Source organism: Burkholderia guangdongensis (assembly GCF_013403875.1).
Classification (GTDB): domain Bacteria; phylum Pseudomonadota; class Gammaproteobacteria; order Burkholderiales; family Burkholderiaceae; genus Burkholderia; species Burkholderia guangdongensis.
On record NZ_JACBNX010000020.1, the window covers coordinates 54,835 to 81,139 of the forward strand.

At 60.6% G+C, this 26,305-nt stretch carries 22 protein-coding genes; 17 read left to right on the forward strand and 5 right to left on the reverse strand.

Going from position 1 to position 26,305, the window contains the following annotated elements; all coding sequences use genetic code 11:
* Nucleotides 1–89 precede the first annotated feature (89 nt).
* The 8 genes from HZI36_RS19585 (at nt 90) to HZI36_RS19620 (ending at nt 9,089) form a co-directional block, all read left to right on the forward strand.
* Complete coding sequence (locus tag HZI36_RS19585) at nt 90–944, forward strand: ABC transporter permease (protein ID WP_246327141.1); 855 nt, start codon at nt 90–92, stop codon at nt 942–944.
* Nucleotides 945–957: 13 nt separating this feature from the next.
* Entirely contained in the window at nt 958–1,665 is a 708-nt protein-coding gene (locus HZI36_RS19590) for an ABC transporter ATP-binding protein (RefSeq protein WP_179404317.1), read from the forward strand.
* Nucleotides 1,666–1,927: 262 nt separating this feature from the next.
* Nucleotides 1,928–3,079: a UDP-galactopyranose mutase gene (glf, locus tag HZI36_RS19595; RefSeq protein WP_179404318.1), complete on the forward strand. Its 1,152-nt coding sequence runs from the start codon at nt 1,928–1,930 to the stop codon at nt 3,077–3,079.
* Nucleotides 3,076–3,930: a glycosyltransferase gene (locus HZI36_RS19600; RefSeq protein ID WP_179404319.1), complete on the forward strand. Its 855-nt coding sequence runs from the start codon at nt 3,076–3,078 to the stop codon at nt 3,928–3,930. Before glf ends, HZI36_RS19600 begins: the two co-directional genes overlap by 4 nt.
* Before the next feature lie 119 nt (nt 3,931–4,049).
* A complete protein-coding gene (locus HZI36_RS19605) occupies nt 4,050–5,816 on the forward strand; it encodes a glycosyltransferase (RefSeq protein WP_179404320.1) in 1,767 nt (588 codons plus the stop codon).
* Between the two features lie 130 nt (nt 5,817–5,946).
* Nucleotides 5,947–7,749 carry a glycosyltransferase family 2 protein gene (locus HZI36_RS19610; RefSeq protein ID WP_179404321.1) on the forward strand — a complete coding sequence of 601 codons (1,803 nt, stop codon included), beginning with the start codon at nt 5,947–5,949 and terminating at the stop codon, nt 7,747–7,749.
* 45 nt (nt 7,750–7,794) lie between these two features.
* Nucleotides 7,795–8,166: an SMR family transporter gene (locus HZI36_RS19615; protein ID WP_179404322.1), complete on the forward strand. Its 372-nt coding sequence runs from the start codon at nt 7,795–7,797 to the stop codon at nt 8,164–8,166.
* A 14-nt stretch (nt 8,167–8,180) separates the two neighbouring features.
* A complete protein-coding gene (locus HZI36_RS19620; protein WP_179404323.1) occupies nt 8,181–9,089 on the forward strand; it encodes an NAD-dependent epimerase/dehydratase family protein in 909 nt (302 codons plus the stop codon).
* A 107-nt stretch (nt 9,090–9,196) separates the two neighbouring features.
* On the opposite strand, the gene HZI36_RS19625 is transcribed toward HZI36_RS19620, so the two are convergent.
* On the reverse strand, nt 9,197–10,621 hold the full coding sequence (locus HZI36_RS19625; protein ID WP_179404324.1) for a UbiA family prenyltransferase: 1,425 nt from the start codon (nt 10,619–10,621) through the stop codon (nt 9,197–9,199).
* 702 nt (nt 10,622–11,323) lie between these two features.
* Here HZI36_RS19625 and HZI36_RS19630 point away from each other — a divergent pair.
* Nucleotides 11,324–13,540, forward strand: a complete 2,217-nt coding sequence (locus tag HZI36_RS19630) for a hypothetical protein (RefSeq protein WP_179404325.1) — start codon at nt 11,324–11,326, stop codon at nt 13,538–13,540.
* Nucleotides 13,541–13,781: 241 nt separating this feature from the next.
* Here the strand turns inward: HZI36_RS19630 and HZI36_RS19635 are convergent, their stop codons facing one another.
* Nucleotides 13,782–14,858, reverse strand: a complete 1,077-nt coding sequence (locus tag HZI36_RS19635; RefSeq protein WP_179404326.1) for a sulfotransferase domain-containing protein — start codon at nt 14,856–14,858, stop codon at nt 13,782–13,784.
* A gap of 292 nt (nt 14,859–15,150) precedes the next feature.
* Here HZI36_RS19635 and HZI36_RS19640 point away from each other — a divergent pair, with 292 nt between their 5' ends.
* The 6 genes from HZI36_RS19640 to HZI36_RS19665 all read left to right on the forward strand — a co-directional run bounded on the left by HZI36_RS19640 (nt 15,151) and on the right by HZI36_RS19665 (nt 20,545).
* A complete protein-coding gene (locus tag HZI36_RS19640) occupies nt 15,151–15,993 on the forward strand; it encodes a glycosyltransferase family 2 protein (protein WP_179404327.1) in 843 nt (280 codons plus the stop codon).
* On the forward strand, nt 15,990–16,961 hold the full coding sequence (locus tag HZI36_RS19645; RefSeq protein WP_179404328.1) for an NAD-dependent epimerase/dehydratase family protein: 972 nt from the start codon (nt 15,990–15,992) through the stop codon (nt 16,959–16,961). The genes HZI36_RS19640 and HZI36_RS19645 overlap by 4 nt, the downstream gene beginning before the upstream one ends.
* Before the next feature lie 5 nt (nt 16,962–16,966).
* A complete protein-coding gene (locus tag HZI36_RS19650) occupies nt 16,967–17,983 on the forward strand; it encodes an MraY family glycosyltransferase (protein ID WP_179404410.1) in 1,017 nt (338 codons plus the stop codon).
* Between the two features lie 13 nt (nt 17,984–17,996).
* The gene (locus HZI36_RS19655; RefSeq protein WP_179404329.1) at nt 17,997–19,877 is read left to right on the forward strand and encodes a polysaccharide biosynthesis protein; all 1,881 of its coding nucleotides are present in this window, start codon (nt 17,997–17,999) and stop codon (nt 19,875–19,877) included.
* A gap of 90 nt (nt 19,878–19,967) precedes the next feature.
* On the forward strand, nt 19,968–20,186 hold the full coding sequence (locus HZI36_RS19660; RefSeq protein WP_179404330.1) for a ribbon-helix-helix protein, CopG family: 219 nt from the start codon (nt 19,968–19,970) through the stop codon (nt 20,184–20,186).
* Nucleotides 20,180–20,545 carry a type II toxin-antitoxin system VapC family toxin gene (locus HZI36_RS19665; protein ID WP_179404331.1) on the forward strand — a complete coding sequence of 122 codons (366 nt, stop codon included), beginning with the start codon at nt 20,180–20,182 and terminating at the stop codon, nt 20,543–20,545. The genes HZI36_RS19660 and HZI36_RS19665 overlap by 7 nt, the downstream gene beginning before the upstream one ends.
* A gap of 12 nt (nt 20,546–20,557) precedes the next feature.
* Here HZI36_RS19665 and HZI36_RS19670 read toward each other — a convergent pair whose 3' ends face one another.
* The gene (locus HZI36_RS19670; RefSeq protein ID WP_179404332.1) at nt 20,558–21,664 is read right to left on the reverse strand and encodes an MraY family glycosyltransferase; all 1,107 of its coding nucleotides are present in this window, start codon (nt 21,662–21,664) and stop codon (nt 20,558–20,560) included.
* 83 nt (nt 21,665–21,747) lie between these two features.
* Complete coding sequence (locus HZI36_RS19675) at nt 21,748–22,656, reverse strand: LysR family transcriptional regulator (protein WP_179404333.1); 909 nt, start codon at nt 22,654–22,656, stop codon at nt 21,748–21,750.
* Nucleotides 22,657–22,761: 105 nt separating this feature from the next.
* Here HZI36_RS19675 and HZI36_RS19680 point away from each other — a divergent pair, with 105 nt between their 5' ends.
* Both HZI36_RS19680 and HZI36_RS19685 read left to right on the forward strand, forming a co-directional pair.
* Nucleotides 22,762–23,649 (forward strand): 3-hydroxyacyl-CoA dehydrogenase family protein, encoded by an 888-nt coding sequence (locus tag HZI36_RS19680; RefSeq protein WP_179404334.1) that lies wholly within the window; start codon nt 22,762–22,764, stop codon nt 23,647–23,649.
* Between the two features lie 86 nt (nt 23,650–23,735).
* Nucleotides 23,736–25,229, forward strand: coding sequence for an MFS transporter (locus tag HZI36_RS19685; protein WP_179404335.1), 1,494 nt, complete (start codon nt 23,736–23,738; stop codon nt 25,227–25,229).
* Between the two features lie 41 nt (nt 25,230–25,270).
* Here HZI36_RS19685 and galE read toward each other — a convergent pair whose 3' ends face one another.
* A complete protein-coding gene (gene galE, locus HZI36_RS19690) occupies nt 25,271–26,293 on the reverse strand; it encodes a UDP-glucose 4-epimerase GalE (protein ID WP_179404336.1) in 1,023 nt (340 codons plus the stop codon).
* Nucleotides 26,294–26,305 lie beyond the last annotated feature (12 nt).

The following is a 26,305-nucleotide window of genomic DNA, read 5'->3' on the forward strand; positions in this document are numbered from 1 at the left end:
CAAGTAACTTTTTCTGACAGATTGAGCGGGCTGCTCAGGATAAGATTGCGGCTTTTGTCGAGGCGCGCCCTGACACCGAACGACGTGCGTTGGCCGCGGTTCGGGTTCGGTTCGCCGGTATAATCACGGGCCAATTATTTCTTGAGCAGCCGAGAGTGAATTATTCGAGTGCAGTAAAGGACATCAGGGGAGGATGGCATCAGCGGTCGCTCTGGCTTGCGCTCGGCATGCTGGACATCCGCCAGCGCTACCGACGCTCGCTACTCGGGCCGTTCTGGCTGACCATCAGCATGGGCGTGATGATCGGTGCGATGGGCCCGCTCTACGGCACACTGTTCGGTTACAACCCGTCCGCGTTCATTCCCCACCTCGCGCTCGGGCTGATCTTCTGGGGCTTCATTGCCGGCCAGATTTCCGATTTCGGCGAAGCGTTCTCCGCGTCGACCCACTATCTGAGGCAGATGGAGTTGCCGCTGTCCCTGTTTGTGTTCCGGGTCATGTATCGGCACTCGCTGATATTCGCACACAACATCATCGTTTTCGTGGTCGTCTGGGCCGTGTTGCCCGTGCACCTGAACTGGAGCGTGCTGTATTTCCCGCTCGCGGCGGTGATCGTGCTTGCGAACCTGTTCTGGATCGGCTGCGCCACCGCGATTTTCTGCACGCGGTTCCGTGACATGCAGCCCGTGATAGGAAACCTCGTGCAGGTGCTGTTCTTCGTTACGCCGATCATCTGGAAAGCTGAACAGTTACCGATGGCGCGTCAGCACCTGATACACGCCAATCCATTTTTCTATTTGCTCGAGCTGCTGCGAGAGCCGCTGCTCGGCGTCGCGCCGGACGGGTACATCTGGGTGCGCGCGATTGCGATGGCCGTGATCGGCAACGTGCTTGCGATGCTCGTGCTGAATCGATACCGGCATCGCGTCACGTACTGGCTGTAAGAGGGGACGTCATATGCATATTTCACTGGAAAACGTGACGGTCCGGTTCCCGATCTACGACGCGCGCGCACGATCGTTCAAGCGGACCGTGATGTCCGCCGCGAGCGGCGGGCGGTTTGTGGCGGCACAATCGAGCAAGCTCACGATCGTCGAAGCGCTGCGCGACATCAATCTCGACATCCACGAAGGCGAGCGCGTCGCGCTCATCGGTGGCAACGGAGCCGGCAAGACCACGCTGCTGCGTGTGCTCGCCGGCGTCTATACCCCCGAGCAGGGCAAGATCAGCGTTCAGGGGCGCATTACCAGTCTGCTGGATTCGATGCTAGGGATGGACGGCGAGTCGACCGGTTACGAGAACATGTACCTGCGCGGGCTGTTCCTCGGCCTCAAGCCGAAGCAGATCGACGAGCTCGCGGACGAGATCGCCGATTTCAGCGAGCTCGGTCACTTTCTCGATATGCCGGTACGGACGTATTCGTCCGGCATGACGTTGCGGCTCGCATTCTCGATCTCGACGGTCATCAAGCCCGAGATTCTGCTGATGGACGAGTGGATGAGCGTCGGCGACGCGCATTTCAAGGAGAAGGCCGAGGAACGGCTCGAGAAGTTCGTCGGCGATGCCGGCATTCTCGTCATCGCGACTCACGACCAGGGGCTCGTGGATCGGCTGGCCACGAAGCGCGTGACACTCGAACATGGCTCGATTGTGTCGGTGATGTGAAGGAGTCTGCCGGAAAAGCACCCAAAAGTTCACAAATTGACGCTGTCATGAGCCCTTTGTTAGTATCGTCCGCGTTCCCGGACAAGTACTTAGCCGTCGGCGCGTGCGGATTGCGCAGGGCCAGCCGGCCCGGATACAGATCGATGGGCCGGAGTGGGCGTGTCGGACGATGCGGGAATCAAATATCCCACATTCGATCATACGTCGTATCTTTCGAAAAACTGTCACTCGTCTTTGACGACAGTTTCATCAAGAGTAAATCATGCAAAAGATTGGTATTGTCGGTGCCGGTTTTTCAGGTGCCGTGATTGCGTATCGCCTCGCCGCGCAGGGCTATTCGGTCGACGTGTTCGACAGCCGTCCGCATGTCGCGGGCAACTGCCACTCGGAGCGCGATGCCGACACTGGCGTGATGGTGCACGTCTATGGTCCGCATATCTTCCACACGAGCAACGAGCGTGTCTGGAACTTCGTCAACGAATTCGACGAATTTATGCCGTTCGTGAACCGCGTGAAGGCGATCGTCAAAGGGCGCGTGTACACGCTGCCGATCTCGCTGCTGACGATCAACCAGTTCTTCGGCAAGACGTTCTCTCCAGCCGAGGCGCGCGAATTCATGGAATCGATTGGTGACAAGTCGATCGTCGAGCCGCGGACATTCGAAGAGCAGGCGCTGCGCTTCGTTGGTCGTGAGTTATACGAAGCATTCTTCTACGGCTACACGAAGAAGCAGTGGGGCATGGAACCGTCGCAACTGCCTGCGAGTATCCTGAAGCGTCTGCCGGTCCGCTTCAACTACGACGACAATTACTACAACAGCGCGTTCCAGGGTATGCCGAAGAACGGCTACACGTACATCGTCGAGAAGTTGCTCGACCACCCGAACATCCGCGTGCATCTGAACGCGCGTTTCGATCGCAAGATGGCGGCTGATTACGACCACGTGTTCTACAGTGGCCCGATCGACGGCTGGTTCGGGTTCACCGAAGGCCGTCTTGGCTATCGCACGCTCGACTTCGTCACGGAGCGCCACGACGGTGACTATCAGGGCAACGCGGTGATCAACTACTGCGACGCCGAAGTGCCGTGGACCCGCATCTCTGAGCACAAGCACTTCTCTCCGTGGGAATCGCACGAGCGCACGCTGATCTTCAAGGAGCACAGCCGTCTGTGCGGCGAAAACGACGTACCGTACTACCCGATCCGCCTCGCCGACGAGAAGACGCTGCTCGCACGCTATATCGACATCGCGAAGAAGGAAGAAAAGATCACGTTCATCGGTCGCCTCGGCACGTATCGCTATCTCGACATGCACGTGACGATTCAGGAAGCGCTGGAGACGGCCGACCGTTTCCTCGCGGCACGCGACAAGGGCGAAGCGATGCCCGCGTTTGTCGTGGACCCGTTGCAATGAACATAACGGCTGTCGTCGTCACGCGAGATCGGCCACGTCTGCTCGAACAGACGCTCGATGCGTTGGCGGCACAGTCGTCCCCCCTGACATCTGTCATCGTCGTCGACAACGCGAGCGGGGACGAAACGCGTCGGGTGCTCGCACGACGAGCGGACGTCGTAGTTCATCGGCTCGAGGAGAACACTGGCGGGGCGGGGGGGTTTGCGACAGGGGTGAACCTCTCGCTTGGATCGAATGCCGACTGGATCTGGTTGCTTGACGACGACGCGGTACCCCGGGTCGATGCGCTAGAGCGCCTCGTCGACGTACTGCCACGCGCGGGTGCGAAAGTCGGTGCGGTTTGTTCGGCGGTTCATGAGTTCGGCGCGCTTGCGTTAATGCATCGGCGTTATTTCGATCCTTCCACGCTGCGTGAGCCGATCATTCCGCCGAGCGAGTACGACAATCAGCTCGTGAAAATCGATACGGGTTCATTCGTCGGTTTCCTGCTGAACGCGGAAGCGGCGAAAGCAGTCGGTTTGCCTAACCGCCATTTCTTTCTCGCATACGACGACACCGAGTATTCGCTGCGCCTTGGCGCCGCGGGCTGGTCGATCTGGCTGGCGCCGATCAGCGCCATCGACCATTGCCGGACGGTGGAAGGCCGGATGCGGCGTGGACCGTTTGGCCCCAAGCACTACTACAACCTGCGCAATCAGCTTGCGGTATTTCGGCGATACGGCCATGCGCCGTCGTGGCGGCTGTGGATCCCGATTGCGAAGTTCGGGGCGCTCGCGGTGCGGGATCATCGGGTCGAGTCGGTCAGGCTCTGGTGGCGGGCCGTGCGGGATAGCCACATGAACGTGCTTTGATTTGAGCAGCGCTAGACCGACCCCGATGTCTACTGAGATCACGCACGATCGAAGACGGGCAAATCTCGGGCCGGGGCGCGCGATGAGCGAGCTGCCGAGCAGCGAAAATAAGGAAATCGATGGCGACTGTAATTCAGAATCTGGTCATGCCGAATCTTGCTTTCGGCGTTCCGCCGGAAATGTATGTCCGGGCGGAGAACCGGGCCTGCATCCGGTATAACGACGGAAGCATCCGGTTCGAAAAAGGGGGCATCGCCCGCTTTGATACGTACTTCAACGGTGTTACCGTTGATCGTTATCGAGAGCATTGCGAAATCCGCGATTTGTTCTTGTCACTGACCGGCATCGGCCAATTCGTCATTCGCTTCGCACTGCATCGCGCGGGATTTGCGAATCGGGTCCTCTACGAGCAGCAGGTAACCCTCAGCGCCGGGTCGCCGGCCGAGATCGATATGCCGTTTTGGTCGGGGCTCGATGGCGGCATCCTGTATTTCTGCATTGAGGCCCTGGATGAAGGTGAGATCTCCGGTGGCTATTTCGGGACGCAGACGGAACCTAGGACCGATGTAAAGCTGGGGATAGTCATCACGCATTTCGATCGGAAGCGATATGTGTTGCCGGCGATCAAGCGAATCCGTGAGCAGTTGCTGAATGATGCGGCGTTTCGCGGAAAGATCGAATTGGTCGTGGTGGACAATTCGCAGAACATCGAGCCGTCCGAAGCACAAGGCGTGACGCTCCTGCCGAACAAGAATCTAGGCGGATCCGGTGGCTTCACGCGCGGTTTGCTGCATTTGAAGGATGATGGCTCCTTCACCCATTGTCTGTTCATGGACGACGATGCGTCGTGCGAGGTCGAGTCGATCAAGCGCGCCTACGTGCTTCTGTCGTACGCGAAGACGCCCAAATTTGCAGTTGCGGGTGCGCTGCTGCGAGAAATCGAGACCTTCCGCTTATTCGAGAAAGGCGCGCGATTCGACGGAGTGTGCCATCCATTGAAGAGTGGACTGGACATGCGTTCACCGGAACAACTGGTGTATGCGGAGCACCGGAAAGAGCGGGATCCCAACTACGGAGCCTGGTGGTTCTTCGCATACGCGCTTGAGGATGTCCAATATTTGCCGTTTCCGTTCTTCGTACGCGGCGATGACATCATGTTCTCGCTGCTGAACAAATTCAACATCATGACGATGAATGGGATTTGTTGCTGGGGGGAGGACTTTGGATTGAAGAGCGGTCCGTTGCCGATCTATCTCGATGTACGCAGCCTCCTGATGCAGAGAATCACGCATGGCGGTTGCAGCCTGACGTCGACGGTCAAGATGCTCGTGGCCTTCTTCTTCTTTGCGGTGTTTTCATACAACTACGCGACTGCAAAGGCGGTATGCAAGGCGATCGGTGATTTCTGCAAGGGTGAAAAATTCTGGCTGGAAAACATGGATACGGTGGACATTCGCCGAGAGGTTGGGGCATTGACCCCGTCGGAAAAGATGTCTGCGCTGGATCGTGCGACCTACGCGTTGGACGAGTCCGATCTCGTGATCGAAGGCCGATTTCGAACTTTTGTTCGCCTGCTCAGCTTGAATGGATTCCTGCTGCCGCGCTTTTTGCTTAAAGACGCAACGGTCTTTCAGCAGAAAGGGTTTCGAGGAACGCTGCGCCAGGTGTTTCGCTACAAATCTGTTTTTTACCAGTACCAACCCACCGGCGTAGGCTACATTGCGCATCACGACAAGACCGAATTCGTTCGGTCGCTCGCAGAGTTCATCAAAGTAATGACCAAATTCGCGCGGTCGTACGGGCGGTTGCGAGCGGAATATCAGGCAGCGCTCCCGAAGCTGACCAGCGAAAAATTCTGGCGAGATGTCTACGGGACAACCGATTGATCTAGCGTTTGCGCATCGACAAGATGATGTCGATCAACGGCGCATCGACGGCGATCCGGGTGACGCGAAGCCGCCCGGATTTTTGCAATGCGCTGGCCGGAAGGCTCGTTGCTGACGTACCAGAGGATGCATGGATAAGGGAAGCGGTTCTGCGCATTCGTGTGGAAATCCATTGTTGCATGTCGTACAGACCATCACGTTGTCCCGGCAGCTATCGGGCATCGACGTTGATCTATATGTTCGTGCGGGCAATGAACTGGTACATCCGTTGCGAGACGAACACGGCATCACGTTCGAGGCCGGCGGGATTGCTACGTTCGACACGTATTTCAATGCACTGACCGTCGCTCCATGGAAGAAGTATGGCCGCCTGGACGACCTTCATCTGGTGCTGTTCGGCCACGGTCGATATCTGATCAGATTCGGGGTCCACAGGCTGGGCCGAGAGCCGCTCTGGATGGACGAGCAGGCGATCGATGTGGACGGCGGTATCCAATTGCAGATTCCGGTGTGGCCTGATCTGTCAGACGGAATTTTATTTTTTGCGCTTGAGAGCCTGACGCACGGGCGTATCGAAGGCGGTCATTTCGCGACATCGACCGAACCTCGACCGCACACCAAGCTTGGCATTGTGATCACGCATTTCAATCGCAAGGAATACGTGATCCCGGCGATCGCGCGTATTCGGAGCGAACTGCTGTCCGATCCGCTTTATCGCGGGAAAATCGATCTTGCCGTCATCGACAATTCGAGTAGTATCGAGCCGTCAGAAGCGGCGGGCGTGACAGTTATTCCGAATCGAAACGTTGGTGGTTCCGGTGGTTTCGCGAGGGGATTGCTGCACTTTGCGGATGAAGGGACTTTTACGCACTGCCTGTTCATGGATGACGACGCATCGTGTGAGATCGAGTCGATCCGGCGTGCGTATCATCTGCTGTCGTTCTGTCCGCCAGAGGCTCGCGTCGCGATTGCTGGCAGCCTGATGCGTGAGCGTGCGCCGTCGGTGTTGCACGAGAAAGGGGGAAGCTACGAGGCAGGAAATTGGATACCCGTCGGTAAAGGCCTCGACATGCGCAATGTGCGGGACCTGCTCGAAGCCGAGTATGGAACGAAGTCTCCCAATTTCGGTGCGTGGTGGTTTTTCGCATTTCCGATACGCGCGGTGCGGCATTATCCGTTTCCGTTCTTTGTACGTGGCGACGACGCCTTATTTTCCCTTCAGAACGAGTTCGAGTTGGTGACGCTGAACGGCATCGGGTGCTGGGGGGAGGATTTCGAGTTGAAGGACGGAACGTTTACCCGTTACTTCGGTTTCCGAGGCACATCGGTCGTCGCTTTACTGACATTATCCGAGCGGTGCATCACCTGGACGATCTTTCGTCAATTTACGCGATGGTGTCTCACGGCACTGTTTTCGTACAACTATGCGTCGTCGCAAGCAGTGTGCTGTGCGATGCGTGACGTACTGAGTGGCCCGCAATTTTTTATCGACAATGTCGACACGTCGACTGTAAGAGCGCAACTCGCGCGGATCGACAGCGCGGAACGTGCGCGCTCGGTTGCCGAACTATCGGAGGCTGTCGATTATCCTGCCGCCGTAACCGAGCGTCCGTCACAGACGCTGCTGCGCTGGCTGACGTTGAATGGGCTGCTGTTGCCAAATGCGTTGATGAAGGATCGGACGGTAGTACAGAAGAAGGCTTATCGGGCATCGTTCCGACAGGTGTTCCGGTATCGCGCTATCCAGTACGAGGACGATCGCCTTGGTGTGATCAAGGTCGCGCCGCACGACAAGCGTGCCATTATTGCCGGTTTGGGGCGGTACGCGGCGATCAGCATTCGGGTGTTGTTGAAGACAAGATCGGTTCAGCACGCATACCGCGCGAACGTTGACAGAATGACAAGTGAACGATTCTGGCGGGAACACGGTTGAAGCCCGTATTGTTGGGGGCATGATTTATTTTTAATTGGGGGGAGTGTGAGCTTTTTTAATTTTTTGCTGATTCTGGCCGGCGTGATGTTGAATGCATTCGCGCAGCTTTTTCTCAAAGCCGGTACCAATGCAATCAATGCGATGGGCATCGACAAGGCGAAAATCGTTGCGTCGGCGTTCAAGGTTGTGTTCGAGCCTCATATTCTTGGAGGACTTGGATGTTACGCATTCAGCGTGATCATCTGGATCGTCGCGTTGTCGCGGGTTCAGGTCAGCGTTGCGTATCCGATGCTCTCGATCGGGTATGTCGTCAACTTGTTCATGGCATGGTATTTTTTCGGTGAACCGATTTCGATTCAAAAAATGGCCGGGATTGTCGTGATCATCATCGGCGTTTATTTGATTGCGAAATCGTGATTCGGAGAATGGATATGAAGGTCTTGGTGACGGGCGCGGCCGGATTTTTAGGCAAGGAATGCGTCAAGCAATTAAAGGGCGCGGGTTACGATGTCGTCACGACCGATAAGGTCGGTTCGGTCGATGTGCTCGGGGACCTGAGCGATTCGAAGTTTGTCTCGTCGCTGCCGGATGTGGACGCCGTTGTGAATTGCGCGGCTGTGCAATATGTGACGAAGGGTGTGCCGCTGTTCATGCGGAAACCATTCTTCTACCGGAATAATGTTCAGGCCGCCAGTAACCTTTACGAGCGCTATCATGCGAATGGGGCTCACTTCGTTCACGTGGGCACCAGCATGATGTACCGTCAGACTGGTCAGCCGATCTATTCGATCGGCGATCAAATGGGCGGAGAAGGCGTATATAGCTGGTCAAAAACACAGGCGCAGATTTATATCGATAAAATTCCGGGTGCTGCAACTGTTATTCCATGCATCATCGGCGGCGAAGGGCGTGAAGGTCTGTTTCGCGGCTTTGTCAGCATGATGAAGCGTTATGGCATGGTGATTTTCCCGGGCACCGGCAGCCATAAAGTGCACATGGTGCATGTTGTAGATGTTGCGAGTCTCATCGTGCGGATCATCGAAACCCGCGCAAGTGGCTTCTATAATGCCGCAGCACCTGACCCGCTTTCGATCAGAGAGTGGATCGACGAAATTGCCGATGAGCTAGCGATCCGGAAGGTCCGGAAGGTGTCGCTTCCGTTGCTCCCGATTCACCTGCTTTCGCAGGCGCTCGGATATCGGCTGTTGGCTAGAGAGCAATTGATGATGCTGCGTTTGCAGCATGTGCTGTCGATCGACGGATCGTTGGCGATCGGCTGGAAGCCGAAGTTTTCGAACGCGCGTATCGCCCGGGATATCGCGAAGTATATCGTCGGGTAAGGGGCGACGCGTGATGGTCTGCACTGCGCCGCATTGATGGATTGGCTCCGTGGTCGTACGGGGCGAAGTCATGAAATGCGGCGCAGCCGTGCGAGCCGGCATTTGTTCTAGATTGCGAGCCAGAAAATTATTGCGCAAATGAGCACCACGATGATGCTCGTTTTGTCTCGCGCTGCAAAAACAATCGGATCGTCATGCATTACACCGCGATGGGTGATAATCCAGATTCGACTAATCCAATAAAGCAACAACGGACAAACTAACCATATCCATTGCGGGTGATGGTAGAGGCGTGCCGTATTCGAATCCTGAATATAGAGGGCGAGCACTAGTATCGACAGATAACCTGACGCGCTTCCGAGCGATGAAACGAGAGGTAGATCGTCCGGTATATAACCGCGTCGTCGCGATTGCTTGACTCCGCGATTTTTCATCGAATGCAGCTCTGCGTATCGCTTGACGAATGCGAGGCTTAGAAAGATGAACATCGAAAATGCGAGCAGCCAAAACGATGGCATGACTTGTACAGCAGTGGCACCTGCGATGATACGCGTCGTATACAGCATCGCCAGCACGACCACATCGACCATGACGAAACGCTTCAAATACATCGAGTATGCTAGCGTCAGCACGTAATAGCCGATCAGAACCGCAATATAGCGAATGGGCAAAAACAGCATGGCCATCGCGAAGGCGCTGATTAAGCAAAATGGGAATAGACTTATGCCCACCATTAGCGGCATCGAACCGGATGCAAGAGGACGGCGGCACTTTGTCGGATGATGCCGGTCGTCTTCAAGATCCAGCAGATCGTTGAGTAAATAGACGCTCGATGCGCATAAGCCGAAAGTCAGAAAGGCGAGCAGCGACTCGATCAGCTTCGGTGTATCCAGAAGTTGGTGCGCAGCCAGCATCGGCAGGAAGATCAGGAGGTTTTTGAGCCACTGATGGATGCGCAGCGATTTGGGCCACGTCGAAATGATGGACGGACTCGATTTGATGACATTTGCGACGTTGCCGAGTTTGCGTGCTGCGCGCTCGACGCTACTCGATGGATTGACAACATAGGCGTTCGCGGCTGCTTGCCAAACCGGAATGTCATCGTGGGAATTTCCGACATAGTCGAAATTACTTTCTCCGAATTCCGCAATCAGCGTGTCGCGCTTGCGATGGGCGGACAGATTCGTGCCGGCATCAGTCGCAAAAATTTTGTCGAACAGACCCAAGTGATTCGCGATTGCTTCCGCATATCGCTTGTGACTGGCGGTTGCGAGGACAAGCGAGCGTCCGGCTGCGCGTTCCTCCTTCAGCCAGGCAACCACTTGCGGGTCATACGGTAGTACCGTCACATCTATGTCGGTTGCCGCCGCCAATTCCGTTTTCAGTGTCGACTTGCCACCTTTGGCAAGCCAAATCAGTGGCGATGCGAATCGGTGAGGGGCAGCCTTGAGGTATGCAAAGCTTGACTCGATCAGCATGTCCGAACGCAGCAACGTGCCATCTAGATCTACAACGAGAGGTCTACTGTTCATAGAGAAATTGGGTCTTGCGGCTTGTGCGTCCGCACGGAAATTGCCCGTCGTAGCAGTTCGATCGGACTAGGCGCGGCATTGTTGCCGTTCCTTTCGTTTTTATTGCGGAGTGCCCTCAGGCGTACGCTACTTTACTATCTCGACATTGCAGCCACAACCATCGCGCCACAAGGCCGACGTTCGGTGCGTGCGGGTTCGGAAGGGCACGCTCAGGCGGCGCGCGGTGTGGCGAAGCGGCAATCCTGTACGGTCACCGGGAGTGTTTTAGCGAGTTCCGTTGGGGCACGTACCGCGCCGGGCCGTTGGCCGTGGTGGGTAACAGTGGTACGCTACGCTGCCCTTTCAATACGCTAGCAACAACCGAGGGCAGCGTTCTGCGGTGCTCGTGGCCGAGGGGATAGGCAAGGCCTGTACAGCGAGGAGCGAAATTCACCGATAGATCTGACAAAATGCCGCTTGGCTCGATTCAAGCGGATCGAATTCAGCGAGACTTGGGAAACGTTGTGGCGATTTCACGGACGGCCTTTCCCCGGACAATTGCAAGGCTGGACGGGCCGGACGGCATCATGGTCGTCGCGTTTTCGATCGGCGCGTTCCGGTGGGCGTGGCTCTGCTCACATACGCACTTTGTAAGAAAGCACGGCGGGCCTCATGACGTAGGGTCTCCGATAATTCGGGGCCGACTCATCAACAAACAGACTCATGATCAACAAGAATGTACCTATGCAGCGCGAGCCATTGGACGCGCCAAAAAGTTGGGCGACCTGGCAAGTGGTGATATCGATCGTATTGGTTGCATTGGGTATTACCGCACTGTGCGCGCTGCGATATCACGATTTTTTCTTTATCGATGATGCGCAGAACGAAAATATCGGATTCTATCGTGAGATGGGACGGCTGTGGCTGAGCGGCCACCTTCCGCTCCTGACGACCAATACGATGTGGGGCGGGAACATATTGGTCGATATGGTGCTTTCCCCTTTTGCTCCGCAAGCTATCGCGGGATCGATTCTGTCGCAGATGACATCCTCAGTACGCGTGGTGGCGGATGTCGTCGCTTTCCTTAGCCTATTGCTCGTTGTCGGAGGAGGGTACTGGCTTGGCCGCCTGTTGCAGCTGCGTTCAGGTCTCGCATTGCTGCTCGGCGCCACGGTGGCGACGACGCCGGTGTTTCTCTACGTTTATTTGACGTCGTGGTGGAACATGGCGCAGGCGTTTGCCTGGCTGTTGCCCGCCGTTACTGCGCTTTTGTGGTTGAGAAAGGATGCGAAACCTTTGAGTTTCGTGCTCGCCGTTGCGTTTGGTTGTTGCCTGTTCACCAGTGCCGGTACTCAATCGCAGTTGTTCTATGGCCTTATGTTTGCGGTAACGATTATCGTAGATTGGCTTGAATGTCGCAGTATTCGCCGAGTCGCAATATTTTTCTCCGCTGGTGCGTGCGTGCTGCTGATTTCTGCCATTCCGCTCATGGCCGAGTATCTGCTGAACAGGCAGTATTTTTCGCGGCCGAACGAATTCAATAATTACAATAATTTCCTGTCTCCAAGTTGGGGATATATTGTTAATTTTTTCAATCCTTTCTTTGGGACGTATATTTCCTGGTTCGGCGGTTATCGATATCTGCCATTGTCGCTAGCCTATGCCGGAATGGTGTCTTTGCTTCCCTTTGTCTGCAAGCGGTTGGATAACGGTGTTGGCGGAACTCCGGTCGAATATCGGATCCTGCTGACGGGAATGTTGTTGGCGCTTCTGATGTCGTTCTCCCCGCAGCAACTGGGGCCGATCCGATGGAGCTTCCGTTTCTTGCCGATGCTCGTGCTGTGCTTCTGCTCGATAGCCTATTACCAGCTGGAGCACGGCGTATGGCGCGACGATGTGAGACGGTGGTTTAAACTGCTGGCCATTGTGGGAGTCATGGCCACAGCTATACAGCTGTTCTCGGCAGACGGCCGTGTTTTTGAGGGGCGTCGCTTGGTCTTTCTAGGACTGTTTGCCGTCTTGTTTGCGCGGATGGCCGTTGCAATCCTACGCCGCAAGCATACGTCGTCCGGCCACGTGCCTCTCGATGTGCTGTGGCTCGTATCGGTTCTGGCGTTCGGCGGAATGCTTGTACAAACTCCGACGCTTGGCGGAGCCTATTTTTCCTTCGCAGGAGTAAAGAGCGGATTGCTTACAGATGGCAACGGCGTGACGTCCGGGTATGTATTGCCGCTCGCGCTGCGATTTCCTCCTCAAAATGTTTCCGACCTCGGCACCGCTCAAATGCTTGCGATTGGGCAAAAAAGCATTAGTGGTTACACTCCGGTCGGGCATCTCGGATTTGAGAGGATATTTCCGTCTCGGAGTGCGCATGGAAACTTCGAGCCGCAGCCTACGCTTATCAATATCACGAATGTGATGGATGATGATCGGCACACGCCGATATACAAATTGTTCGATATTCGGAGGATCTATGTTCGGTCTGACGATGTGACGCCGGAAATTGAGCGTCGCTTTGATGCTGTCGGATTGACGAAGCGCACGGTGCTACCGGATTCCAAGCTTATGATCGAGCCGCAAGCATCATCGCAAGTTGAAGGAACTTTGACGTATCAGTCGGTTCCGGGAACTGTGGTGCACGTGAGGGACGATGGGCCACGAAGCGAGTGGTTCGATGTTCACGGTTCGGATCAGCCGCGCCGGCTAATTTTCAGCAGAATTACGTGGCCCGGCTATCACGCCGACCTCAACGGGGTGCCGCTGTCGGTCGGGAATTGGGACGACGTGCTGGTGAGCGTGGATCTTCCTCAGAAGAGCGAGGGCCGCCTTCATCTGTATTACCAGCCGGTGTCGTGGCATTACACCCGTTGGGGTATCTTGCTGGGTGTTCTGTTGACTGTAGGAACTGCATTCCTGCTTGGACGTCTCCGACACAAGTGAGTAGGGCGGGGTGCTGGATTCGCTATGAGTTGTCAATGAGGACGCGCCGCCCGCCTCCGTCGGCGTGCCCTCTTCTTGATCTCAGGTGTTTTTCAGGCGTATCCAAGTGCGCGATTGAGATCCGCTCACCCGGATGCGATGAAAGACCGGTCGATATCCGGCGTCAGATGCTCTGCCAGTCGGAACGGGAGCCGGAGTAGGTCGGATTTGGCCGACCGTATTGCTGTTTGAAGCCCGCACATCACTCATATCCCAGCGAGTGGTTGAGGTCCGACAGCCCGGACGTCACAAAGTACCGCTCCAGATCCGGATTCCAGATGTTCGTCCAGTCTGATGTGCTGCCCGAATAAGTTGGATTGGCGTGACCATATTGTTGGGCGAGACTGGAGCACAGACGCTCCGCGATGCCGGGCTCGACTGCATTCAATCGTTCGGTTGCCGCGGGCGAAATGCTACCGACGCACATATCCTCATAGCGAAGCAGGATCGCGTCTGAATCACGTTGCATCATGTCTGCGATTGCACGGATGTGTGCGAGGTCGCGTTCGGCATGATGGAAAAGAAAACCGATGATCTGCTCCGATCCGGTGAGTTCGCGCCAGTACTGATCGATTGCGCTGGTCGGAGCCACTTTCGATTGCTTGAATCTGAACAGGCTAGCAATTACGTTGCGCAGATTTCGAACAACTGAGAGGACGCACACTCGCTGGGCTCTGATTTTGTCGATCACCCATTGGTGCTCGATATGACCGACCGTTTGCTCGCCTTGCAGCATTGCGGTGATCAATTCAGCCTCGCAACTGAGCCGGACTTTTTCTGGCGCGACGTGTATGAGTGACTCCGGGAGTTCGCGATAGTCGTCCACCGTGTCCCGACCACTTAAATGGAGTCGTTGCGACGCGATACCGATTGCTTGTAGCGCGGCTTCGACGTAATACGTGCCGGATTTCGGGATCGAATTGACAAAAAATGACGGACGCGATGCGTTGATGTCGCCCACCGGGGCTTCAAGCTGCAAAATCGGGACGAGATACAGTGGCCACTTCCGGTCCTCTACGTGGCCGAACCAGCCACCTGAGATGTTGCAGTGCTTGAAGCGACTCGTCACGCTGCCATCGATCCCGTGCAGGTGCAGCGTTTCGTTGTCGTAAGACCAGCTGTGTTCGTTCGGATGCGAATAACCATAGATTTCCCCCCCGTCCCGAAGCACGAGATGACCGTACTGGCCATTGCAGGGAGAGCCGAAACTGAAAACAGATCGAGACAAATTCATAGATGAATCAAATGGCTGGTTGAACGGTGCCAGAACGATTCGCATTGGCACGAGCGAATCGTCGGGCAGCGCGCGTGACTGGTTCGATATCGTTCGTCATCGCGCATGGGACGATAAAATACCGCACTCGTTTACTCGCCTGCAAAATCGTCGCCGCGGCAACACGGGGCCACATCAAATTCCGGTATCCTAGCGGCCCGGAGCGGCGGTTTCTTCGTCCCCCGGCTCTGCCGAGCCACGATTGGCCGGCCTAACCGAAAATCGAAAATTTCGGCGCAATTTCCCTCTTCGTCAGGTTCCGCGAGTGGCGTGCCGCAGGGAAGCGTCTCACGGAGCGATGGAAACAGCAGTACAGCATTCATGGGGCCGAGGTCTGTCGGTCTCCGTCGTCGTCTACCGGCCGGATGTCGCGCAGTTGCATCGCACGCTGTCGAGCCTGAGCGAAGCGATCGCGGCAACCAGGGCGTGCCGGCCGGATTTCCCGGCCGAGCTGTACCTGATCGACAACGGCGGCTTGCCCGACATCTCCGCGACGCGCGCGGCGCTCGAAGCGCAACGCATCGACTGCCACGTCGTGAGCGGCCACGGCAACGTGGGCTACGGGCGCGGCCACAATCTCGCGATCGAGCGGACGACCGAGTGGTGCCATCTGATCCTGAACCCCGACGTCGATCTCGCCCCCGACTCACTCGTGCGCCTGCTCGATTTCCTAGGCGTGCATCCGGACGTCGGCCTCATCACGCCGCGCATCGGCGACGAAAACGACCAGATCCAGTACCTATGCCGTCGCTACCCATCGGTGTTCGACCTGTTCGTGCGAGGCTTCCTGCCGACTCGCTGGAGCAGCCTGTTCGCGCGCCGTCTCGCACGTTACGAGATGCGCGACCAGATCAACGAGCGCGACGTCGTCTGGGATCCACAGATCGTCAGCGGCTGCTTCATGCTGTTCCGCACTAACGTGCTCAAAGCGCTCGGCGGCTTCGATCCGCGCTATTTCCTGTATTTCGAGGATTACGATCTAAGCATGCGCACACACGCGGCGGCGCGCGTCGTCTATCTGCCGGCCGCGCGCGTCCTGCACTTCGGCGGCGGAGCATCCCGCAAGGGCCACGCACACATCAAGATGTTCGTCGCGTCGGCATTCCGTTTCTTCAATCGCTTTGGCTGGAAGTGGCTGTGACACAAGTCGTCGTGACAGGAGCGAATGGCTTCGTCGGGCGCGCGCTGTGCCGCGTGCTGCTGAATAACGGCCATCAGGTTGCCGGGCTGGTCCGCCGATCCGGCGCGTGTCCGACGGGCGTCGCCGAATGGGTCGACGCGAAGCCCGATTTCGCCGGGGTGGATGCCTGCTGGCGGGCCGCGCCGGGCGACGTCGAGTGCGTCGTGCATCTCGCCGCGCGCGTGCATGTGATGAACGAGGCGGCAAGCGAAGCCGCGCAGCGCGCGTTCGACGCCACCAATATCGACGCGACGCTGCGCGTTGCACGCGCCGCGCATCGAAACGGCGCGCGCCGCTTCGTCTACGTGAGCAGCATCAAGGCCGTGGCGGAAAGTGACGGCGGCCGGCCGCTCGACGAGGACACGCCGGCGCGCCCCGAGGACGCGTACGGCCGTTCGAAGCGAGACGCCGAGCAAGCGTTGAAGCAATTCGGCGACGAAACCGGCCTGGATATCGTGATCGTCCGTCCGCCGCTCGTCTATGGTCCCGACGTGCGCGCGAACTTCCTGCGCATGATGAACGCGGTCGCACGCGGCATGCCGCTGCCGTTCGGCGCGATATCGTCGCGCCGCAGTCTCCTCTACGTCGGCAACCTCGCGGACGCGCTGTTGCATTGCGCAACCGATCCCCGTGCCGCTGGCGGCTGTTTCCATGTCGCGGATGACGATCCGCCGTCCGTCACCGAGCTGCTGCGAATGATCGGCGATGCCCTGGGCCGTCCTGCGCGGCTTTTACCGGTGCCGGGCGGTGTGTTGCGCCTGCTCGGCAAACTGACCGGACGCGGCCCGCAAATCGACCGCCTGACCGGCAGCCTGCAAGTGGATACGGGGCGCCTGAAGCGCAGCCTCGACTGGAAGCCGCCGTTCACGACCCGGCAGGGCCTTGCGGCGACGGCAAACTGGTATCGGTCGCGCGATACGCGACAATGACCGCCATGAACATTGCACATTCGACATGGCTCGCGGTGGCGGCGGTGGGGCTCGTGGCTGCCATCGCGTCGACCGCGATTCTGCGCGCGTTGCTGGCCACCGGCCTCGCGTGGCGGCTCGCAACCGATATCCCCAACGATCGTTCGCTGCATTCCCTGCCGACGCCGCGCGTGGGCGGCTGGGGCATCGTTCCGGTGGTCGTCGCGTCGATACTGGGGCTGTCGCCGCATTTATGGCTGATCGCGGCGGCGGCGGCGGGACTTGCGCTGATGTCGCAGATCGACGACCGTCGCGGCTTGCCGGCCCGCGTCCGCTTCGCCGCTCATCTCGTCGCGGTCGTTGCGCTATTGGTCGCGTATCCGGCCGCGGCGCCGTGGTGGCTGCTTGTCGGCGTCGGCTTCCTGATGCTCTGGTTGATCAACCTGTACAACTTCATGGACGGCGCCGACGGCCTCGCCGGCGGCATGGCCTTGTTCGGCTTCGGCGCGTATGCGGCGGCGGCGCTGATCGGCACGCATTCATCGGATGATTTGGCGTTCGCGGGCGCGGCGGTTTCAGGTGCCGCGCTCGGTTTTCTTCTGCTGAATTTCCATCCGGCGCGGCTATTTCTGGGCGATGCCGGCTCGATTCCGCTCGGTTTTCTGGCCGGCGCCCTTGGCTACTGGGGATGGCACGGTGACGTGTGGCCGCTGTGGTTTCCCGCGATGGTGTTTGCGCCCTTTATCGCGGACGCATCTGTAACACTCTTGAGACGTTTGTTACGCGGCGAAAAGTTCTGGCAGGCACACCGGGAGCATTATTATCAGCGCATGGTGCGGTCCGGTATCGGGCATGCACGGACCGCACTGTGGTGGTATGGGCTCATGCTTCTCGGCATAATGCTTGCCTTGTGGGCACTGGGCCGTCCCGCTTCTCAGCAGTGGATTCTGTTTTTCGCATGGTATGGCGCCCTCGCGTGTATCGGGGGCGCGATCGACGTGCGCTGGCGCCGAATTCAAGCGGCCACTAAAAATATATCTTGAGGGTTTCCCGTCGATGTTGCGATCCAAAGCATCATGGCTGTCGCTGGGCGCATTTCTATTCGACCTGCTGGCAGTCGTTGCCGCTTGGCTGCTCGCCTATCTGATCCGCTTCAACGGCAGCATTCCGCACGACTTCCTGCGCGGCGCGCTGACCGCGCTCACGTGGGCGCTGCCCGTGTACGCGCTGATGTTCCACGCGTTCGGCCTTTACCGCGGCCTCTGGGTGTTCGCGAGCCTGCCCGATCTGATGCGGATCTCGAAATCGGTCGCCGGCGGTGCGGTGATCGTGATGATCGGCGCGGTGATGTTCCAGCCGCATCCGATCGTTCCGCGCTCGGTGCTGCTGCTGTCGCCGATGCTGCTGTTCCTGATCATGGGCGGCGCGCGTGCGCTGTATCGCTCGACGAAGGAGTTCTATCTGTACGGCGGCCTCGTCGGCCAGGGCCGGCCGGTGCTCGTGCTCGGCGCGGGCTCGGCCGGCGCGAGCCTCGCGCGTGAACTGTCGCGCTCCGGCGAATGGCGTCTCGTCGGCCTGCTCGACGACGACGTTGCCAAGCACGGCCGCGAGATCTACGGCTACAAGGTGCTCGGTTCGATCGGCGACATCGCGCACTGGACCGACATGCTGAAGGTCGAATGCGTGATCATCGCGATTCCGTCCGCTTCGGTCGAGGTGCAGCGCCGCGTCGCGACGCTGTGCGTGCGCGCCGGCGTGAAGGCGATGGTGCTGCCGTCGCTGACCGCGCTGATGCCGGGGCAGGGCTTCCTGTCGCAGGTGCGCCAGATCGACCTCGAGGATCTGCTCGGCCGCGATGCGGTGACGATCGACACACCGCACGTCGAAGCGCTGTTGCGCGGCCGCGTGGTGATGGTGACGGGCGCGGGTGGTTCGATCGGCTCCGAGCTGTGCCGGCAGATCCTGCGTTTCGCTCCGGCGCAGCTGATTGCGTTCGACATTTCCGAATATGCGATCTACCGGCTGACCGAAGAGCTGCGCGAGCGCTTTTCCGATCAGCCGGTCGTGCCGATCATCGGCGATGCGAAGGATTCGCTGCTGCTCGATCAGGTGATGTCGCGCCATGCGCCGCACATCGTGTTCCACGCGGCCGCGTACAAGCACGTGCCGCTGATGGAGGAGCACAACGCGTGGCAGGCGCTGCGCAACAACGTGCTCGGCACGTACCGCGTCGCGCGCGCGGCGATCCGCCACGACGTGCGTCACTTCGTGCTGATCTCGACCGACAAGGCGGTGAATCCGACGAACGTGATGGGCGCGAGCAAGCGGCTCGCGGAGATGGCGTGCCAGGCGCTGCAGCAGACGAGCGAGCGCACGCAGTTCGAAACCGTGCGCTTTGGCAACGTGCTCGGCAGCGCGGGCAGCGTGATTCCGAAGTTCCAGCAGCAGATCGCGAAGGGCGGGCCGGTGACGGTCACGCATCCGGAGATCACGCGCTTCTTCATGACGATTCCGGAGGCATCGCAACTCGTGCTGCAGGCGTCGAGCATGGGGCACGGTGGCGAGATCTTCATTCTCGACATGGGGCAGCCGGTGAAGATCGTCGATCTCGCGTGCGACCTGATTCGCCTGTACGGCTTCACCGAAGAGCAGATCCGGATCGAGTTCACCGGGCTGCGTCCGGGCGAGAAGCTCTACGAAGAACTGCTCGCCGACGACGAGACGACGACGCGCACGCCGCACCCGAAGCTGCGGATCGCGAAGGCGCGCGAGGTGCCGGACCATCTGCTCGACGATCTGCTGCCGTGGCTGATGCAGCATCGCGTGCTGACCGACGACGAAGTGCGGCGCGATCTGCGGCGCTGGGTGCCGGAATACCAGTCGCCGGCCGCGCCGAAGCTGCAGAGCATGCCGATGCGGGTGGTGTCGAACGGGTGACCGGTTCGGCCGCGCGGCACATCGGTTCACGTCGCTTGCCTTGGTATTCTGATTGATATACGATGCCGATATCATATATCGAGAGATGTCATGAGCCGAATTCTGGTTGACCTACCGGACGCGCAGGTTCAAGCCTTGGCGGTCTTGGTCGAGGCTGAGCGCCGCCCACGCGCGGCGGTGATCCGCGACGCGATTGACGCGTACATCGCGCAACGCACGCGTGCGCTTGGCACTGACGTGTTCGGCCTGTGGAAAGGCCGGCGGGTCGACGGCCTTGCGTATCAAGAGGAGTTGCGCGGGGAATGGTGAACGCGTTGTTTGATACGAATGTCCTGATCGATTACCTGAACGGCATCGAAGCCGCGAAAGCTGAGCTTGATCGCTACACCACACGCGCGATCAGTGCGATTACATGGATGGAGGTCCTGGTCGGCACAGCGCCCGCTGACGACGCCGCAATCCGTGCGTGGCTGAAGTCGTTCAGTGTGATCGACCTCGATGCGGCGATCGCCGAGCGGGCGGTGGAGATTCGCAAGACGAAACGCATCCGCCTACCCGACGCAATCGTATGGGCGAGTGCGCAAGTCAACGGCCTGTTGCTCGTGTCGCGCAACACGAAGGATTTTCCTGCCGATGAGCCCGGTGTACGCGTGCCGTACACGCTCTAAACAAGCGACGCCTCAGCGCCCCCGCCGATCCTTCCTCACCACCAGCCACCTCGGCACCTTGAATCGCACGATGCTGATATAAAGCCACACATACGTGAGCGCAAACAGCACGACGAACGCGAACAGATGCACGGTATGCCGCCAGAACAGCGTCGCCGGGATCACCGCCACAAGGCACAGCAACCACAGATAAGGTGACGTCAGCGAGTTCCGCCGCGTCAGATCGTGCGCGACCTTCGTGCCGACCGCCCAGCGCATCAGCCGCTTGTACACGAGCATGTGCAGATGCACGCCATCGGGAATCCCGGGCGACATCCCGCGAATGAACTTCTTCCGGTAGATCGAGAAGCAGGTCTCGAAGATCGGGTACATGAACAGCAGCACCGGATACCACGCGGACACCTCGCGATGCCGCATCACGAGCAGGATCGACAGCTCGGCGAGCATGAAGCCGATAAAGTACGCGCCGCCGTCGCCGAGAAAGATCAGCCCCGCCGGGAAGTTCCACACGAAGAAGCCGAGCACCGCGCCCATCATGATCAGCGAGCCCGACAGCACGACCGGCTCGCCGACCTGGAACGCGACGTACGCGAGCGACGCGAACATCATGAAGCTGACCATCGACGCGAGGCCGTTGAAGCCGTCGACGATGTTGACCGCGTTCGCGAGCGCGGCGACCGCGAGCACGGTCACGAATGCGGAGATCGCCTTGTAGGTGAGCAGGAAGTCGAGCGGCGGCACGCTGATGCGCGTGACCGCGATGTCCAACACCCAGAACGCGAGCGCCGCGGCGCCCATCGTGCACAGCAGCCGCGCGCGCGGCGACACGCGCTTCGTCAGATCCTCGACGAGCCCCGACAGGAACGCCGGCGCACCGCAGCCGACGAGCCCGAGCACGCTGCCGGCGATCGTCGGATAGCGTCGCGACAGCAGCAGCGCCGACACGATGATCCCCGCGAGAATTCCGATCCCGCCGACGCGCGGCACGGGCCGCACGTGAAACTTCTGCACGCCGGCCAGATCGCTGTCGATCGAGAATTTCTCATGGAGATGCGCGTAGCGGACGATGAACAGCGTGATGAGCAGGGAGACGATGAAGCCGGACGCGAAGCTGAGCATGGGCTTGCCCAAAAAATTGACAGCGAATTATACAAAAACCCGGCGCCCGCCCCGGCGGCGGGAAGCCGCGCGTACAGGCCGATTCAGCGGTCGGCCGGCGCGGGATCGTCCGGGTGCTGCCGGAGCGCTTCGTCGGTCACGTAGCGCAGGAACACTTCGACCGCGCGCGGCACCAGCCTGCGCGCGAGCAGGTACGCGTACAGCGCGCCGTCGTGCAGCCGATGGCCTGGCAGCACGCGCACGAGCTTGCCGCGCGCGACGCCCGCGTCGCCCATCCGCATGCTCGCGACCGTGATCCCGTAGCCGCGCACGGCCATGTCGAGCCGCGTCTCGGCGGGCGTCGACGCGAGCGGCCCGTTCAGCGTCATCCTGCTCGGCGCGCCGTGTTCGTCGAACAGCGTCCAGCTGTTCTCGCCGAGCCGCGTGAGGCACGGCCAGTCGAGCAGGTCGTCCGGCGTGCGGGGCGCGTGGCCCGTGCGGAACAGCGCGGGCGACGCATACAGCGCCTGGCGGATCGTGCACAGGCGGCGCGTGACGAGCGAGTGGCTGGAGACCTCGTCGCGGTGATGGCTGACGAACAGATCGACGTGGCCTTCGACGAGATTCGGCACGCGCGCGGTCGCCTCGATCTCGAATTGCACGTCGAATCCTTCGTCGATCATCCGCGCGATCGCCGGATTGAACATGTGGCGCACGACCTCGAGCGGCGCCGCGGCGCGCACCGTGCCGCTCGCGCGGCCGTTGTCGGCCATCAGCGCGCGCTCGGCCTCGCGGATGCTGTCGAAATGCCGCGCGACCTGCACGTAGAGCCGCTCGCCGGCCTCGGTGAGCTGGACCTTCGGCGCGCGGTCGAACAGCCGCAGCGCGAGATGCTCCTCGAGGCGCGACACCGCGCGGCTCACGCTCGACGCCTGCTGGCCGAGCCGCTTGGCGGCGCGGCCGAAACTGAGCGTCTCGGCGACGATCACGAAGACGTAGTATTCGTTCCACATGACCTGCCTTGCATTTATGCAAACCTGCATTGTCCGAAGATCCGGCGACAGCGGTGCATCCGGGGCGAATAATGAGCCCATTCCACATTTCGCAGGAGACACGCCATGGCATTCACGCTTCCCGAGAACATCGCCACTCGTCCGATCGCGGTCGTCGGCGCGGGCACGCTTGGCCGCCGGATCGCGCTGATGCTCGCGACGCAGGGCGCGGAAGTCCGGCTCGTCGATCCCAGCGCGGACGCGCGCGCGGCGGGCGCCGCGTACGTCGCGGAGCAGCTTGCGAGGGTACTCGCGACGCTGCCGGCCGGCAAGCCGGGGCGCGTGGTGGCGCACGCCGACCTCGCCGAGGGCGTCGCCGACGCGTGGCTCGTCGTCGAATCGGTTCCCGAGCGTCTCGACCTGAAGATCGACACGTTCGCGCAGCTCGACGCGCTCGCGCCGGCCGACGCGATCCTCGCGAGCAATTCGTCGTCGTATCCGACGAGCCAGGTCATCGGCAAGGTCGCGCGTCCGGAGCGCGTGCTCAATACGCATTACATGATGCCGCCCGCCGCGCGCGCGGTGGAGCTGATGTCGTGCGGCCGCACCGACGAGCGCGTGATTGCGCTGCTCGCGGACACGTTGCCGCACTACGGACTGACGCCGTACGTCGTGCAGCGCGAGAGCGTCGGCTTCATCTACAACCGGATCTGGGCGGCGATCAAGCGCGAGGCGCTGGCGGTGGTCGCCGAGGGGGTCGCGACGCCGGAAGTCGTCGACGCGATCTACACGCAGACCAACGGCGGCAAGTCCGGGCCGTTCCGCCGGATGGACGCGGTCGGCCTCGACATCGTGCTGAGCATCGAGGAGCATTACGCGCAGGTGCGTCCGGGACTGCCGGAGGGGCCGCGCGATCTGTTGAAGCGCATGATCGCCGAAGGGCGACTCGGCGCGAAGAGCGGGAGCGGTTTCTACGACGATTATGCGCCGCGCGGCGAAGAAGCGAAATCGTGAGCGCTTGCGACGCGGGCGCGCGGCTTGGACGCGTGCCGCCGTGTTGTTAGTATAGCGGGCTCGAATTTTCCGATCGCGTCGTCACCATGTCTGTCGTCTCCTTTTCGTCCTCTTCGGCGGCGAGCGCCGCCCACGCGCCGCCCGCGCCCGCGATCATCCGCACCGCGCAGGATGTGTCTCGTCTCGTCAACGCCGGCGCGGCGCAGGGCAGTCACGCGCGGATCGTGCTCGCGATCGCGCTCGGCGGCGTGTTTCTCGATGCGTACGACCTGACGTCGCTCGCATACGGCATCAAGGACATCGCAAAGCAGTTCGCGCTGACGCCGGTGCAAGTCGGCGCGGTGTCGTCGGCGATCGCGTTCGGCGCGATCCTCGGCGCGCTGCTCGGCGGCTATCTGACGGACCGGATCGGCCGCTATCGCGTATTCATGGCCGACATGCTGTTCTTCGTCGTCGCGGCGATCGCGGCGGGCCTCGCGCCGAACGCGTGGGTGCTCGGCGGCGCGCGCTTCATGATGGGCTTCGGGATCGGCCTCGACCTGCCGGTCGCGATGGCGTTTCTCGCCGAGTTCTCGCGCGTCGCGGGCCGCGGCAACAAGGCGGCCAGCATCGCCGCGTGGTGTCCGGCCTGGTATGCGGCGACGAGCACCTGCTATCTGCTGATCCTCGGTCTGTACGCGATCCTGCCCGCGCACGAGATCGGCTGGCTGTGGCGCGTGACGCTCGCGTTCGGCGCGGTGCCCGCGATCGTCATCATCGTCGTGCGCGGCCGCTACATGAGCGAGTCGCCGGTCTGGGCCGCGAACCAGGGCGATCTCGACGGCGCCGCGCGGATCCTGAGGCGCTCGTACGGCATCGACGCAATCGTCGAGCGCGACGTGTCCGCGTCGGCCGCGACGGCCGTGCCGGTGCCGCGCCGCGCATCGTGGCGCAATTACGGCGTGCTGCTGAACGGCGCGTACCGGCGCCGCACGATCCTCGCGACGGTGGTCGGTTGCGCGGGTGCGTTCGGCTACAACGCGGTCGCGTTCGGGCTGCCGGTGATCATCGCGAGCTTCCTCGCGCAGGGGCCGTTGACGACGATCGTCGCGTCGCTCGCGCTGAATCTCGCGTTTGCGTTCGTCGGCGGGCTGATCGGCGTGCGTGCCGCGCCGACGGTTGGCGCGTGGAAGCTGACCGTGTTCGGCGTGTCGCTACAGTTCGTGTCGCTGATCGGTCTCGCGCTGATCGGTCGGCCGAGCGGCACGGTGCTCGTCGTCGCGGCGATCCTGCTGCTCGGCGGCTATCTGTTCGGGCAGGGTTTCGGCCCGGGCGCGCATTCGATGACGTTCGCGTCGCTCAGCTATCCGACGTCGCTGCGCGGGATCGGCGTCGGCTTCAATCAGACGCTGATGCGCTCCGCGTCGACGGTCTCGCTGTTCCTGTTCCCGGTGCTGGCGGGCGCGCTCGGCACGAAGGTGTTCTGGGTGATCGCGGCGGCGCCGCTGACGTCGCTCGTCACGCTGCTCGCGATCCGCTGGGAGCCGTCGGGGTATGACGTCGACGCGGAGGATTATCGAAGGATGACGGCAGAGGGATGACGGCGGCGCCGATCGATCGCTGATCGGCCCGCCGCTGACTCTTACTCAAACCCCCTCGGATTCCCCTCCTGCCACCGCCACGTATCGGCGCACATCTCGTCGATCCCGAACTTCGCGCGCCAGCCGATCACATCGGCTGCCGCCTGCGGATTCGCATAGCATTCCGCCACATCTCCCGGCCGCCGTGCGACGAGCTCGTACGGCACGGGCCGCCCCGACGCCTTCTCGAACGCGCGCACGACGTCGAGCACGCTGTATCCGTGGCCGGTGCCGAGGTTCACGACGAAGCTCGCATCGCGCGCGACGAGCGCGTCGAGTGCCGCGAGGTGCCCCTGCGCGAGATCGACGACGTGGATGTAGTCGCGCACGCCGGTGCCGTCCGGCGTCGGATAGTCGGAGCCGAACACGCGCAGCTTCTCGAGCTTGCCGACCGCGACCTGCGCGACGTACGGCATCAGATTGTTCGGGATCCCGGCCGGATCCTCGCCGATCAGCCCGCTCGCGTGCGCGCCGACCGGGTTGAAGTAGCGCAGCGTCGCGATGCGCCACGACGGGTCCGCCAGTTCGACGTCGCGCAGGATCTGCTCGGCGATCAGCTTCGTCTGCCCGTACGGGTTCGTCGCGGCGAGCGGGAACGACTCGTCGATCGGCGAGCGCTCCGGCACGCCGTACACCGTCGCCGACGAGCTGAACACGAAGTGCTTCACGTTGCGCTCGCGCATCACGTTGAGCACCGCGAGCAGCCCGTCGAGGTTGTTCCGGTAGTACTCGAGCGGCTTCGCGACGGATTCGCCAACCGCCTTCAGCGCCGCGAAGTGGATCGTCGCGGTGATCGGATGCGCGTCGAACACGCGGCGCAGCGCGGCTTCGTCGCAGACGTCGATCTCGTGGAACGCGGGCGTTTTGCCCGTGATCCGCTCGATCCGCCTGATCGCTTCGCGCTTGCTGTTCACGAGGTTGTCGGCGATCACGACGTCGTAGCCGTGGCCGAGCAGTTCGACGGCCGTATGCGAGCCGATGTAGCCCGCGCCGCCGGTGACGAGAATGGTGCCTTTCGCTGTCATTGCTTTTTGCTC